This is a genomic window from Sulfolobus sp. E5-1-F (assembly GCF_009601705.1).
Classification (GTDB): Archaea; Thermoproteota; Thermoprotei_A; order Sulfolobales; family Sulfolobaceae; genus Saccharolobus.
Genome location: NZ_CP045687.1, coordinates 268,118 through 282,569 on the forward strand (window position 1 = coordinate 268,118; position 14,452 = coordinate 282,569).

Here is a 14,452-nt window from a genome sequence, read left to right on the forward strand (position 1 = left end):
AATTAAAAAGTTTTCCGATAATTAGATAACATTAATACGAGAGTGTTAAAAATTACCCTAACTTAAAGTTTTGCTTATCTCAGTTGTAATAACGCTTTTCAATTGATCAGTATGATCCCTTAATAACTGTATGATAGCTGAGATAACTACATTCTCATCATATTCCTCCGTTACCCTACTTTTCAATAATGAGGCAAACGGCTGTATAATCTTGTCTAATTCAATGGATGATAAAGTGTTAGATATTTCTTTCACATACTCAGCTAATATAATTGCTTTATCTATAGAAGATTCGGAAGACTTTTGCTTTATATTACCAGATAATTTAGATGCAATCGTCTTACCTACATTATCAACTACTTGAACTATAATAGGTTCAATAATCTTCTTATACTCATCAACACCAGAAGTGGAAAATGCTGCTGTATCGGCTATTAGGTTTACTTGAGAGTTAAGAGACGATAATATACTCGCAACTAGCTCTCTCTTTATGTATTCTTTACTATTCTCATCTAGCTGGAAAGATACTACTTGATATTGCACACTTTGTATTCCTAGTTTCTCCGCTAAGAATTCTATTAACGTTACGGCATTTATCCCAACACTTCTGAACTTAGCCGCAGCTAATGGGCATAGTGTAACTACTTTCCCATATCTTTCTCCTATAGCTCTAGCCATTAGGTCAGCTCTCTTCCCCAAACTCTTTTCTAAGATTGCACCGGAACAACCTTCGATCTTCTTAACTCTAAATCCTTTCTCGCTCAACCTTTTAATTACCTCATCGGAATACTCAGAGGAGAAACAAGCTACATGTAAGTTTATATTCTCATTACTCCCATCGATAACTATAGACTTTAGTAGTCTAAGTTCTAAAGGCACTACTTCGAAATATACTTCTGCTCCTGCTAATTTAGAGTAGTCTTTATATGCAGTTGAAAATGTTCTATAATCTTCAGGAGTAATAGTAATTATTTCTAATGAGTTGTTAACTGTATCCAAATTTTGCTTCATTTTCTCTAAGAACCTATTTCCATTTCCGCTTATATAATCTAGAAATCCACTATCTGCAGATGTACCTACTACTTTAACCTTTAGTCCCATCTTTTTAAGTATTTTTAATGCTGTGATGGCTACTGCAGGATTACTTACAGCATTCTTACCAATCCATAACACAAATTGACTACCTGGATCATTTACTGAGGCTAACTCTGGATCAGAAAAGAGAGATAGCTCAACTGTTGGTTCCTCTGGTAATTTCTTTGCAACTAGACTGTTTAATTTGATCAATAGTGTGGAAATCGGAATTCGTGCTGGGCATACTCCATCACAAAGACCACACTTATGACAGCCTGAAATCTCAGCTATTACACTGTCTGGTATGTCAATGGAACCGTTTAATTCATAATAAGCTATTGCACCCCTAACGAAATCAAACATACCCTTTGGAGCGTAAGGCCATTGAGGAATCAGCCTATATTGTGGACAGACAGTAACACACATAGAACAATCTATACACATAAGACTATAGTCAGCAAAATCCTCCAAATATCTCCTCACATGCTTGAAACCCTCAACTTCACCACCTGGAGATAATCTTTTAACAAAGCCAATCGCAAACCTAAAGTTTAAGGCTTCTTGCTGCCTTCTTGGAATTTCTAGAACAGCCTTAGCCCTAATCTTAGGATCAAAAAGCTTACCGGGATTAAAAATTTCATCCGGATCAGTCTCTTCCTTATACTTACTTATAACTTCGTATCTATCAACTCCTAAATCACTAAATGTTTTCCCCATGCTGTTCAATCTATTTTTAGTATATTTGTGAGCAAAGATACCTACCGATAAAAGAGAACCATCAACTTTTACGAATTCATCCATCATTAGTGTGTTCTTAGCTAAATCATACAATATCTTCCTATCGACTGGACTCACTGAAATCTGAGTGAACGCATTAACTAAAAGAACTTCCCTTCTCTCTAAAGCTATATCTACATCAAATCCGCCATCAGGAGATAGCTCACCTAATTTACCTATAGATTTTTCTAGATTCTTTAACAAATCTAAAAGTCTAGTATAATGTATTAAGCCATGTTGGTGTATCAGAAGACCTTGTGTCCTCAATGCTGCTGCAACACCATGATTAAATGACCACCAGCCAGTCCATTCCCCTTCAAAGACCTTACCGCCATAGGCTTGAGCAATCTTATAGATTTTAGGTTCGACTAGAGAGAGTGTCCCAAACGCAAATAATTCAATAAATCTATGTACAAGTTTTTAGAGAATTATTCAAAAGACAAGATAAACTGCTGAGAAATTCTGAATTTTCTCTTGAAGCTAAAAGTAGAGTAATACTTAAAGGGAACCGGGAGGGTGTAATACTGATTCCCATGATCGAACGGATAAATTATTGCACCGTCCCGGTTCCCAAAGAATACTTATCGGCAAAGCATAAAACTCTTGTGAAAATGAACTACGTACTAACCACGTTCACTGCATTCTCTGGTCTCTCCGACCTCTACGTACTGAGAGCATTAATAGTAATGGTAGTATGGACATGCTCCTACAGGGACGTATGGTGTTACTATCATACCGATATCGTAGTCAGATGGTTCCTAGGAGAACCAAAATCGAAATCAGAAATCCATAGAAGAGCCAAAAGGCTCAGGATGGAGATAAAGGACGTGTTCAAGAAGTACGTAAAGGAGTTGGAGACAAGAATGAACATGCTGAACAATTACTTACCCAGCAGCGCACTATACGGTAGGGTAGGGAAGCTTTGGGCCGTAGACTCCTTCCTCATTGAAGTGCCGTTCGGCAAGACTAACAAGGAGACTTTTAAGAAGAAATTCGAACTTGAATTAAGGAGGAGGAACTACAAGCAAGCAGCTAAACTGCTTTACCATTACCTGAATAGTAAGGTGAGGAGGAGGTTCAAGGGAGAGTTCGCTAAGAAGAGGAACAGGAGTTACTTCGGCTTCAAGGTATTCACTCTCATGTCACCAACAATGATCGTTCACGAGATTCAAGTGGAAATGGCTAACTTCCCCGACAACAAGGTCGGCTTCTCTGTCAGCGGTTACAAGGTGGTTGATAGGGGGTTTCTAGGTAAGTCGTCAACTTGGTTGATCGGTTTCCCAAGTTTCAGAAGGTACGTGGAGTTTTTCGGGATCTTCTTGAGGAGGTATTGGAGACCCTACGCGACAAACCGGGAGATGAACTCTTCGTTTATGTAATAGCGTTAATCTACAACGCCATGATCTACACGTCTGTATTGTCACGAGTTCCAGAGAGTTAAGACGTTGGGAAACGAGAGTAGTGTAGGCTATGTTTGAAATTCTGTTTTTCTCTATAACCTATTATTTTCTATTACAATATAAAATTAATCTTCTGCTGTATTGAAAGATATAATTGTATTTAACGCTTTATTTTATATAATATTATATTTCTCCCCTTCAAGCTTTATTGAATTATTTGCAATCGGGACACTCTCTAGAGGTGATCTAGGAGATGGGTATAATATTACCATATTCCATTTTTGAGGTTCTAATGGTGCCTTATACTTCTCAGCCATGTATGTGGAAATATATGGACCTCTAACTTGAACGTGCCAGGCCGGAATCACTTCCCTATAAAATTCTCCAACAGCGTGCATCATCTGGTCCAAATTATCAAAGGAAATGACCATAGCTTCGGTTGGAGCGAAATTCCTGAGCTTTAACCCAGCTTTAACTATTATACCAGTAGTACCTTCTGCTCCACAAACCAATGCTAAATCCTTGCCCTCTAGTCTAACTAAGTCCCCTTTTGGATTTACCATTTCGACGAAACTAACAGTATCAGAAATAAAACCGTATTCATATGAACCTATTCCTAAAGAGTCACTGGCAATCCCTCCTCCTACAGTTGAATCGTATGAAGATGGAAAAGTCCTTAATTGCAGTCCTTTCTGCTGGGCATAAATATCAACAAGTTTCCATGTAGCACCGGGCTCAACTATTGCCATCTTATTAGCCTCATCTATAGTCACGTTCGTCATCTTTGAAAAGTCTAGTAATATTCCTCCATCCGCTGGTATTGCATTACCATATCTATTTGTACCTCTACCATAAGGCACTATTGGTATTTTATATTTGAGTGCTAATCTAACTACGTTAATAACATCTTCAACCGACTTAGGATAAACGACGTAATCTGGCACAATGTTAATCCTTATCCCAGACCAGACTAGTTCTGGAACGAAGCCGAAATCTACTGAATGAGATAATCTCTCTACTAATTCATCATGGAAATTTTCGCCAAGTAAACTTTTCAATTCCTCCGCCAAACCCATATTACTACCCTTAAATGTTATATATCATTCTAGCATTTATATATTCTTTAAAGTCTCTATTATTGCTTTCTGTACGTAATCGTAATACTCTCTTGACTGCTCTTTTCTTGGCACGAAATTTTTCATTATATCCGGATCTCGGGACCATGTCGGAACTACATGAAAATGAGAGTGAAATACTACTTGTCCTGCACTCTTTCCAATATTGGTTAATATTCTTATACCATCAGCGTTCAAAGCTTTCTTTACTGCAATAGAAATCTTTCTTACAGCCGTACATAAATATGGTATGACATCTTCAGAAATCTCTAAAAAATTCTCATAGTGAGTTTTAGGTACTACCAAAGTATGTCCAGGCGTAATAGGAAACTTATCTAAAAACGCAACTACCTTATCATCACTATATACAATATATCCATGATCTCTTCCTTCAATAATATTACAGAAGATACACATCTGTATTTACCCTCATTATCACAGAATTATAAATTTATTTGCAAAAAATCCCTTACTATCCAACTGAATTCTTTATAGTGAAGTTTCAATTTCTGATTTAAGTTTTTGTCAATTGCTTTAGAACATATTATGAATATCCCTTAATAAATTACGTAGGCTTCAAGGTTTAAAAACAAAGATATCTCTGATTTACCTTAAGTCTTTATATAAAATTAAAAACGAGTTAAATGCTAAACTTCGCTTTAATATAATCGCCTTTTTCAGTTATTAATTCTATAATATGATCTCCCTTTATAGGGATAAAATCGCTTATCTCTATAGCTATATTTTTAACTCCATAGGGTATGTACTCTGGATTATATTTATATGCCATCTTACCGTCAATTCTAATTGCCACAATTTTACCTGAAATCTTATCAGTTTGCAACCAAACTTTCATATCTATAAACTTCATTGCACAATGTTTAAAAATAATAGAGCTATGATATAGAGTAATGTTAACAACCCAAGAACTAATAGTAATATTCGTCATCTCGTTCATAACAAATGCAACTCCATTCTTTGGAGCTCCTTACACCCTAATAACTACATCAATATTAATAAAGAGTGGAGTCTCACCCTTATCGCTAATATTGGCCATAATACTAAGCGGGCTTGGAGCTTCATTATCTAAGTTAGTAATGTACGCATTGGGAATAGCCATAAGAAAACCTCTAAAAAACAATAAGAATATCCTCTTTATAGAAAAGATTAGCAAGAGTTATGGATTTTATGTTGCGTTATTAATACTATCCATATTACCAATTTTACCATTAGACGACTATATATTCCTCGCGGGGGGAATAGCTAAGCTTTCGGTTTTTAAGATGGTAATGGTTTCAATAATAAGTAAGATTATAAAAAGTGGAATTGAAATAGGCATAGAACTAACTGGAATATCTTTAGTAGCCTCACTACTTGACATAAACGCATTTGAACTTTCCATAATTTCGGCCGTAGTATTCGCTTTGTTAGGAGTCTTATTCTTCAAATTAGATTGGGAGAAACTTCTGAAGAAAGGAGAAAAATTCTTAAGAGAAAAACTAAAAAATAATTTATGAAAATTTTTAGCGGTAAAAAATTTGAAGTATTTATAGATAAGGTGAAGTTGCCTAATGGATATGAAAGGGAATTAGAATTCGTAAAACATAGGGGTTCTGTCGTAATAATACCTAGAATAAACAATAATGAAATAATAATGATAAGGCAATTTAGACCTGTAATAGGTAAATGGATATATGAGTTACCAGCAGGGACGATCGAGGAAGGAGAAGATCCATTAAATACTGCTAAAAGGGAATTAGTTGAGGAAATAGGATATGAAGCTGGGAAGATGACAGAAATAATAAGTTTCTACGCCTCCCCTGGCATAACTACTGAATATATGAGGTTATACCTAGCTGAAGATCTTAAATACGTTGGAGCTAAACCGGAACCATATGAGATCATAGAACCCATTAGAGTAAGTATAGATGAGGCTATAAAAATGGTAAGAGAAAGAAAAATAGAAGATGCAAAAACGATAATAGGAGTATTTGCGTTAAATGAACTCTTGGAATAAAAAAGATGAATATAGATAAATCTAAAATTGTTTAATATTGCAAAATATTATAATAAAGTTCCTAATTGTTGTTAAATCCCAAGATGAGTTAAACATAAATACTGAATCTAACCTGGCAAATGAACTATAGATGATGAGCGTACAGAATGCGAAGATTGTTTCTAGAATGAAATATAAATTGAACTCAATAGTAAAAAATATTCTTAGGAGATGGTTTAGGGGAAAGTATTAATTCTTTTAGGAAAAATTCTATCAAAGTTTTTACATGTAAAATTAGCATTGAAAAATTCAATGTAAGTAAAGATACTCTATTACATGTAGATAGGGTAAGTATGGGTGTTGATGTTATAATAAAAATGGCTATCGAAGAATATGAAATACTAAACATTTTAAATTAGAAATAGATCTAGGCCCTTTAGCTCTCCCACAAGTATTGGTTCTTCTTTTGTTATCCATTTTCTTGCCTTGACTTCTCTAAGAGCCTCTACAACTTCAACCCAACTCTCTATATCTGGAATCTCATAAACTACAACGAACTCGTAATCGCCAACCCCAAAAGAGTAAGTAGTATATGACCTAATTCCCTTGTTTTTTGGATGAGTTCGAGCAGTTTCAATATGCTCTTTCATTATTTTTTCCCTTTCTTCAAATGGAAGAAGATACCATTCTACATCCTTTTTCATGGGATATGCTACAAAATACCTTAAAGGCTCTAATGAGAGAACCTTCTTAATGTCAAAATTTCCTCTTGTATATGGAGACGACCTATAAATGGAAAACAAAGATAATGATTCATAACCTAAATCCCTTAGTTTGGAAAGTAAAGTATATTTAAATTCTATCAATTTTGACGTTTCGGAGGAAGTTACCCAATAGATAATATCACTATCATTCCTAAGAGAAATGTATTTTTTTAGTGAAATTAGATTATTCTTAAACTGCGATTCCACAGATTCTATCTCATTTATTATATTTCTTCTCTCCTCTCTACTACTACTCCACCATCTATTTGAAAGTTTTATTGATGAAATGTAAAAGTAAGCTGAACTACTTTGGCTCATTATCCTCTAAGTCTTGAATAATGTCATTATACAATATTAATACTTCTTCCAAATTTGCCAAATAAGCTATTAAGTTGTTAGATAAATTCTGTCTAATGTATTCGTCAAGTAAATCTAATCCATCTGCTGTAGGACCATTCATTATTCTTTCAACATACTCTTCGAATTTTTTCTTTGAATCGGCAAGTATTATAAAAGCTATAGGTATAATACTCAATATATCCTTGGATGTAGAATTAACATCCTTAACTACATCAGAACTTACTCCGCTATAATGAATAGAACTCAATCCATATTTCTTAGTTACTCTACTTTCAACTTTATTTTTTAACTTATCCATAGATAAAGCTAGGTTAAAAATAGAAGACGGATTGCCAATAATAATATCTACCCCAACACTATTGGAAATTCTATCCAAGTACATTATTGCCCTAAGTAATCTAGCTAATTTGTGTTTTTTGACTGAAGTAGGCTTCTTTCCTACGTTAAATCCTATCAAGTACTTGAAGATACATCCTGCGTAAATAGTTTTACCATTTTGTATAGGATTTTCGGCTGGTAATAGATTATATTCTACAAATTCTCTATAAATCAAAGTATATTCCTCTTCATTTATCAAAGACTTTAAGTAGTCCTCAAAATTCTCTATGTTTTCTCTCCTCGATTCAACAACTTGACCCAACTCATTGTATTTCTTAATTATTGGGGGATTGTACGACATATCAATAAATATTTGAAGTATAGGAAAGGAATCCTCACTCCTTAATACAGTTGCTGCATAAGCATTATTAGGAAATTTAACAACACCCACTATTACTCTAGAATTTACATCACTAGATAGCGCTACGTGTTTTGAAGAAGCTAAGGCTAATCTTTCCATATCAAACCATTCTTTGCTTAATCGTAGAGTCTCTGAATTAGTATCGATATTTCCGTAATTGTAAACTATCGAATCTACCTTTAATTCTTCTGCTACTTCCTCTATCACGTCCTTAATAAGAGAATCTATTTGAGGTACAGGCGGCAATATATAGTGCTCCTCAGTCTTATATATATGTACTCCATTATCTTGAAGCTTTATTAACATTATCTCCTTTCTGTTACCCTTATCGTCAATTAAAGAGCATAGAATCTCTGGTTTTTCAGGGTTTGAGTATACTTCTAATAATCCCACTTATCCCATCCTACTTAAATTTGTTAATACAGATACTTTTATTAGGGTTATGGTAGAAAAACCTTTTCCAAGCTCAATAGAAATAACTGCCCCCACAATTATTTACAAGTTCTTCCTATCCCTTAAGTAAGTTTTACTCTAAACTTCAATTATAATAGCGATATCGTTCGAAAGCCGTTCTCTGGTATATACGGAGAGGAATTTAATTCAGATTTCCTCCATTTCCTTAAGGGATTTCGAGCATAAATTCTGTCTCATAGAATTGAGAGCGTTATATGCTAGAATTCGTCTAGATCTAAATTTTTATTGTATTACCTAGTTATAACTAGTTCTGGATTACGAATGTCCAAAATAAGTGATAAATAAAGATAAATCAGTAGAGTCATTGATATACTTAATGTCAGCAGAATCAAATAAGGCCTTAAGAATATTTATAACTGGTAATCCTGGTGTCGGAAAAACTACAATATTACTCTTTTTAATTAATAAATTAATTGAAAGCAATTATAAGGTTGCAGGATTCTATTGCCCAGAGGTGAGAGAAAATGGAAGAAGAATAGGTTTTAGAATAGTAGATATATCCACTAATGAAGGAGACTGGTTAGCTAAGGAAAATGCAATTGGGAGAATAAAAATAGGGAAGTATACCGTGTTAGAAGATAATGCTAAAAGAATAGCTGAAATTACACTATCTAACATTAGCAAGGCAGACATTTTGGCAATAGACGAAATTGGACCAATGGAGCTAAAAATACCTATAGTAAAGAAACTAATTGAGACTACCCTAAATAGTCAAAAGCCTTTAATTGCAGTATTGCATAAAACACAAAAACCCATGGGAGGAAGAACATACGTAATTACTGTTGAAAATAGAGATTCTATAAAGTATGAGATTTTGAATTATATATTAAGTAGTCTAGATTAACTTCCTCCACGACTTTTTCTGAATTCTTTAATATCAGATTTCATTATACGTTAAATATTGCCTCAACAAATATTCTCATCATGGTGATGCACGAATACATTAGAAGATCACTTACAATAGATTGTGAAGCTGTAACTAATTATATTGTAGAAAGGATAAGAGAGTATCTTGAATTTAGCAAGAAGAAAGGTGGGGTGATAGGAGTAAGTGGAGGAATAGATTCAGCAGTAACAGCAACGTTACTTGCTAAAGCTACCGATAATTTCTTTATACTTCTCATGCCTTCATCTTCAACGCCAAAGATAGATTTGGAAGACTCTTTCGAAATGATAAGACTCCTCAACGCACAAAATAAGTATAAATTGATTAATATAGATGAAATTGTGAACTTATTCTCAAATAAAATAGAAACAGATAACAAATACATAATAGGTAACATAAAAGCTAGAGTTAGGATGATAATACTTTACGCGTATGCGCAAATGTTAGATTACCTAGTAGTAGGAACCGGGGATAAGAGTGAGCTACTATTGGGATATTTCACAAAGTATGGAGATGGAGGTGCTGATATTTTACCAATAGGTGATTTGTATAAGACACAAGTTAGGATGCTAGGAAAATGTTTAGGAATACCGGAAAGGATAATTACAAAACCAAGCTCCCCAGCCTTATGGGAAGGACAAACTGCTGAAGGCGAATTAGGAATCGATTACGAAACAATAGATTCAATATTATACTTAAGATTTGACGAAATGAGAAGTGAAGATGAGATAGTGAAAATGCTAGGAATCCCTTTAGATACTATTAAAAAAGTTGATAGACTAGTTAAAATCTCTCAGCACAAAAGACTACCTCCAGAGATATTTAGATTAAGTGGTAGAGCCATAAACTCAGATTGGAGGTTTCCTAGAAGATGGGCATAAAAGTCGAATTAGCTCAAATAAGATCTTATCCTGGAGATGTATATAGAAACTATAAGAAACATTTAGAGATCATAGAGACCAGCACTGCAGACTGTGTAATCTTTCCTGAACTCTCCTTAACTGGTTACATTATTAAAGATCTGACATATGAGATATATAAGGATGCAGAGGAGGCTACACATAAAATAGCAGAGAGAGTTAATAAGTGTGTAGTATTTGGAACAATAAAGGAAGTTAGGAAAGGAATATTAAGGAATTCAGCGGCAGTTATCATTAATGGGAAATTAGATTATATATTTAAGTTTTATCTCCCAACATATGGATTATTTGAAGAAAGAAGGTACTTCCAAAGAGGAGATCCACTAAAGGATTTGAAAATCTTTGAGTATAGGGATTTAAAATTCGGAGTAGTAATTTGTGAAGATGCATGGCACCCAGAGCCAATAGAGGCTCTATCACTTATGGGAGCTGACGCAATTTTCGTACCTTCTGCTTCGCCAATGCGAAAACTAAGTGAAAAGTTGGCAATAGAAGAGAGTTGGGATTCACTTTTGAAGGCTCACTCATTAATGAATACTGTTTGGACTGTTTTCACAAACGTTGTAGGTAGTCAAGAGGAAGAGTACTTTTGGGGAGGATCTAGAGTGGTTTCACCATTAGGAGATGTAAAACTTAAACTAAAACTATTTTATGAGGATAGGGGAGTTACGGAGCTTACTGAGAATGAGTTGCTTAGGGCTAGGTTCTTTAGTAGCTATAGAGATCATATAAGGGAGTTTCATTCAATTCTTGATAAGCTATAACTTTTATAACTGTATAAATGATATACATAATTGGGTATGATTTCTCAAAGATTTAACTTAAATCTCTTACTCTTACTTATAATTATAATTCTACTCATTGTAGCTATATTCTATCCAGTAGCGCTTATTCCCGCAGCCATAGCAGGTGTGTTCATAGATGGATATCCTTTTGCAAGAATTTTTATACCGATACCATTACTAATATTATTTCTTTTAGGTATTCATAGTGATTTTTATGCATTTGGTGCGTTAGCAATGATACTATTATTAGTTCTATTATTTATTAGAAGTATTACCAGGCATCTTAGTTTTAAATTTTAAATTTATTAATCACTATGACGCTATTTTACATATGAACAGTTTAATAAAGGCCTTACTTATATTAAATCTAATATTATCTATCACTTTATCAGAACTTTTTGTAATTCCTCTCGTTTTACTTACAGCAAAATTCATTTTATCTGGTGTAAAAAGAGATTAGAACAGCTGTTCTAAGGCGTAGGGTTTTATCACTCCCTTCAATTTTTAATTTATGCTACTAAGATTGGATGAGATCTTCCAAAACAAGGGATGGGATACAAGAAAAAAGATATTAAATGAATTGAAAAATAAACCGCAGACAGCTTATGAATTGTCTAAAAAGTTAGGATTGAATTATTCTACAGTGAAGTATCATTTAGAAATTTTAGAAAAAGTTGGACTAATAAACGTAAATAGATACAAGACAAAATATTTTTATGTAATTTCAAAGAACTATAAAATAGTTGAAAAGTATTTAGAGGAGGAAATAGCAAAAAGATAGCTGAAAAACTTGAACAGTATCTCAATATTTTTCATAATACTATATCTAATATTTTTAGTTATAGGTAAGATAAAATATGTAAAAAGAGTTGAGAAAATCGTAGACATTGTAGTTATCCTTCTCATACTATCAATCTCGTATTGGGCAGGGGAAGAAATTGCGAGTAATCAAATATTTGGTTTGCTTATAAACTCATTAATACTAGGCACATTATCAATAATTATTACATACTTTTCCGGAGTGGCAATAAGGCACTTCAGTAATACGAAACCATTAATGAAGGCTAAAAGAGAAAAGATGATTATCAGCAACAGTAATAAACAGACGATAATAAAATACATGCTACCTTTTGTGATTGGATGGATACTCGGATTATTGTTTCATATTAGCAACACTATTATCGTGAGCTTAGTAGATTACGAGTTATATGCTTTAGCCTCAGTATTGGGCTATATTATGGGAAAGGACGTTAGCCGTAAAGTAATCCTAAGGAGTAGCAAAGATTCCTTAATCTCATTATTTATAACAATTCTTGGTGATATAATACTAGCTTTAGTTATGTACATGCTACACGTAACTACCTTTACAATTTCGCTTGCTATTGCATTGGCTAGTGGATGGTACAGCTATGTTGGACCACTGGTAGCAGTAAACTCTGATCCATACTTAGGTACCTTAGCTTTTCTTGTAAATTTCCTAAGAGAACAACTAACTTATGTTTTAGTTCCTCTTCTTCTTAAATTGAAATTTGAACCTAGATCTGCAATTGCAGTGGGAGGTGCAACATCAATGGATACTACGCTCCCACTTTATGTAGAAGTTTTGGGAAAAGATTATGCCTTGTCTGCAATGATCTCAGGGGTAATATTAACGATCGTAATACCAATTATTTTACCACTAATAGTCTAAATCTTTCCTATTTTTATCAAAATGAGTACTGCAATAACTATTACAATAAAAAGGATAATTAGTGGCAAGTAACTATATATTGTTGGAGATTGTGATACATTATCAGAATTTGTCTGAAAGATATATATTTGTACATTTTGACTCGTACCATTAGCCTGATAAAGAATATTATCATGATATGTGAGAGTCAATGTAATTTCTTCTCCAAATAGTTTTAAAAATCCCTTATATACGGAGACATTGACATTATTTTGTATTTTACTCATATATAAGCTCATATTCTCAATTGTGTTCCCATTTATGAGAAATTGTGGAGGAAATAGGGAATAATTATAGATTGTGAAGATCTTATTATAAACTATGCTTCCATTAGAATTATAGATTGTAAAATTATAGGTTAAAGGAGATACTGATAATATAGTATAATTATATGTGTATACATATAAAGTGTTATTATAAATTATTTGGACATTATAAGAGAAGGATTGATGAGGGGAAAGAGGTATTGAAATTAATAATATAAGAAATATGAATACCAGTTGATAAACCATACATTAATAACTCTCTTTTAACTTTATAAAAACTATGAGCGATGAATGGATTAAGATCTTTGAGTCTGATTTTTACGTTCGTGAAATGATAAAGGTATGGGACGAGGGAGAAAAGTGGGCCAACTGGATAGATGAAGTAGTAAGTAAATACAAGCTTGAAAAGAAGGTTCTTGATGTACCTTGTGGAATTGGTAGGGTTTCATATTTCCTCGCAAATAGGGGCTATAAGATTACTGGAATAGATATTTCAGAAAAAATGATATCGATGGCGAGAACTAATATTCAAAACGGAAAATTCATAATAGGTGATATGAGAAAAATAAAGGAAATAATTGGTGACGAAAAATATGATCTTGTCATAAATATCTATAATAGTCTTGGATATTATTCCGAAGAAGATGACCTAAAAATTTTAGAATCTTTAAGAAATAGTACAAAGAAGATATTAGTAATTAACCTAGATAATAGAGACTATATAATATATAATAGACCAAATGAGTACTATACTTATATACCACCGTATTTAGTGTACTCTAAAGTGGACTTTGAGCAAGAAACTTCCAGGCTAATAATATATAGAAAATACTACATAAATGACAAGGAAGTAGGAGAGATAACTTACAAGCAAAGGTTATATAGCATCCATGAGATTTTAGCCCTACTCAAAAAGGCTGGATTAAATCCAGTGGAAGTGGTATCAGGATATTCTTGGAAAAAATTCAGCATAATGGATCCGGAAATGACAATAATAGCTACGCCAGCTTAGACAACTGATTTCCTTTGAAAAGTGAAGCTTTCAGCTCTAATTACCTTCATGATTCAATATTTTTAACTAGATGTAGGGACAATTTGAAGTATTCTTGATTCCACTTATCTACATGGTTATATGCATAAAATGAAAATAATATTTGAAGCTACCTT

At 33.4% G+C, this 14,452-nt stretch carries 14 protein-coding genes and 3 pseudogenes; 10 read left to right on the top strand and 7 right to left on the bottom strand.

The window, feature by feature from the left end; translation table 11 throughout:
- Nucleotides 1-57: 57 nt before the first annotated feature.
- Nucleotides 58-2,223: pseudogene (locus GFS03_RS01420) on the bottom strand ((Fe-S)-binding protein); the annotation flags it as partial.
- 161 nt (nucleotides 2,224-2,384) lie between these two features.
- Here GFS03_RS01420 and GFS03_RS01425 point away from each other — a divergent pair.
- Nucleotides 2,385-3,292, top strand: a pseudogene (locus tag GFS03_RS01425) (IS5/IS1182 family transposase).
- Nucleotides 3,293-3,487: 195 nt separating this feature from the next.
- Here GFS03_RS01425 and GFS03_RS01430 read toward each other — a convergent pair.
- From GFS03_RS01430 to GFS03_RS01440, 3 genes and pseudogenes are all read right to left on the bottom strand, one after another.
- Nucleotides 3,488-4,327: pseudogene (locus GFS03_RS01430) on the bottom strand (FAD-binding oxidoreductase); the annotation flags it as partial.
- A 36-nt stretch (nucleotides 4,328-4,363) separates the two neighbouring features.
- Nucleotides 4,364-4,783: an HIT family protein gene (locus GFS03_RS01435; RefSeq protein WP_153422157.1), complete on the bottom strand. Its 420-nt coding sequence runs from the start codon at nucleotides 4,781-4,783 to the stop codon at nucleotides 4,364-4,366.
- Nucleotides 4,784-5,006: 223 nt separating this feature from the next.
- On the bottom strand, nucleotides 5,007-5,222 hold the full coding sequence (locus GFS03_RS01440; RefSeq protein ID WP_153422158.1) for a hypothetical protein: 216 nt from the start codon (nucleotides 5,220-5,222) through the stop codon (nucleotides 5,007-5,009).
- 55 nt (nucleotides 5,223-5,277) lie between these two features.
- Between GFS03_RS01440 and GFS03_RS01445 the strand changes: the two genes are divergently transcribed.
- Nucleotides 5,278-5,883 carry a hypothetical protein gene (locus GFS03_RS01445; RefSeq protein WP_153422159.1) on the top strand — a complete coding sequence of 202 codons (606 nt, stop codon included), beginning with the start codon at nucleotides 5,278-5,280 and terminating at the stop codon, nucleotides 5,881-5,883.
- Nucleotides 5,880-6,383: an NUDIX hydrolase gene (locus GFS03_RS01450; protein WP_153422160.1), complete on the top strand. Its 504-nt coding sequence runs from the start codon at nucleotides 5,880-5,882 to the stop codon at nucleotides 6,381-6,383. The genes GFS03_RS01445 and GFS03_RS01450 overlap by 4 nt, the downstream gene beginning before the upstream one ends.
- Before the next feature lie 389 nt (nucleotides 6,384-6,772).
- Here GFS03_RS01450 and GFS03_RS01455 read toward each other — a convergent pair whose 3' ends face one another.
- Together GFS03_RS01455 and GFS03_RS01460 are read right to left on the bottom strand one after the other, a co-directional pair.
- Nucleotides 6,773-7,444: a chlorite dismutase family protein gene (locus GFS03_RS01455; RefSeq protein WP_153422161.1), complete on the bottom strand. Its 672-nt coding sequence runs from the start codon at nucleotides 7,442-7,444 to the stop codon at nucleotides 6,773-6,775.
- Complete coding sequence (locus GFS03_RS01460) at nucleotides 7,431-8,618, bottom strand: hypothetical protein (RefSeq protein WP_153422162.1); 1,188 nt, start codon at nucleotides 8,616-8,618, stop codon at nucleotides 7,431-7,433. The genes GFS03_RS01455 and GFS03_RS01460 overlap by 14 nt, the downstream gene beginning before the upstream one ends.
- Before the next feature lie 385 nt (nucleotides 8,619-9,003).
- Here GFS03_RS01460 and GFS03_RS01465 point away from each other — a divergent pair, with 385 nt between their 5' ends.
- The 6 genes from GFS03_RS01465 to GFS03_RS01490 all read left to right on the top strand — a co-directional run bounded on the left by GFS03_RS01465 (nucleotide 9,004) and on the right by GFS03_RS01490 (nucleotide 12,980).
- Nucleotides 9,004-9,543, top strand: coding sequence for an NTPase (locus GFS03_RS01465; RefSeq protein WP_256365652.1), 540 nt, complete (start codon nucleotides 9,004-9,006; stop codon nucleotides 9,541-9,543).
- An 86-nt stretch (nucleotides 9,544-9,629) separates the two neighbouring features.
- Entirely contained in the window at nucleotides 9,630-10,466 is an 837-nt protein-coding gene (locus tag GFS03_RS01470) for an NAD+ synthase (protein WP_181443789.1), read from the top strand.
- Complete coding sequence (locus GFS03_RS01475) at nucleotides 10,457-11,269, top strand: nitrilase-related carbon-nitrogen hydrolase (RefSeq protein ID WP_153422165.1); 813 nt, start codon at nucleotides 10,457-10,459, stop codon at nucleotides 11,267-11,269. Before GFS03_RS01470 ends, GFS03_RS01475 begins: the two co-directional genes overlap by 10 nt.
- 30 nt (nucleotides 11,270-11,299) lie before the next feature.
- The gene (locus GFS03_RS01480; protein WP_181443771.1) at nucleotides 11,300-11,590 is read left to right on the top strand and encodes a hypothetical protein; all 291 of its coding nucleotides are present in this window, start codon (nucleotides 11,300-11,302) and stop codon (nucleotides 11,588-11,590) included.
- Nucleotides 11,591-11,801: 211 nt separating this feature from the next.
- A complete protein-coding gene (locus tag GFS03_RS01485; protein ID WP_153422167.1) occupies nucleotides 11,802-12,071 on the top strand; it encodes an ArsR/SmtB family transcription factor in 270 nt (89 codons plus the stop codon).
- A gap of 9 nt (nucleotides 12,072-12,080) precedes the next feature.
- Entirely contained in the window at nucleotides 12,081-12,980 is a 900-nt protein-coding gene (locus GFS03_RS01490; protein ID WP_153422168.1) for a lysine exporter LysO family protein, read from the top strand.
- Here GFS03_RS01490 and GFS03_RS01495 read toward each other — a convergent pair.
- Complete coding sequence (locus tag GFS03_RS01495) at nucleotides 12,977-13,531, bottom strand: hypothetical protein (RefSeq protein WP_153422169.1); 555 nt, start codon at nucleotides 13,529-13,531, stop codon at nucleotides 12,977-12,979. The two genes, GFS03_RS01490 and GFS03_RS01495, sit on opposite strands and share 4 nt — an antisense overlap.
- 34 nt (nucleotides 13,532-13,565) lie before the next feature.
- On the opposite strand from GFS03_RS01495, the gene GFS03_RS01500 reads away from it, so the two are divergent.
- Nucleotides 13,566-14,297 (top strand): class I SAM-dependent methyltransferase, encoded by a 732-nt coding sequence (locus GFS03_RS01500; RefSeq protein WP_153422170.1) that lies wholly within the window; start codon nucleotides 13,566-13,568, stop codon nucleotides 14,295-14,297.
- The last annotated feature ends 155 nt before the right edge of the window (nucleotides 14,298-14,452 follow it).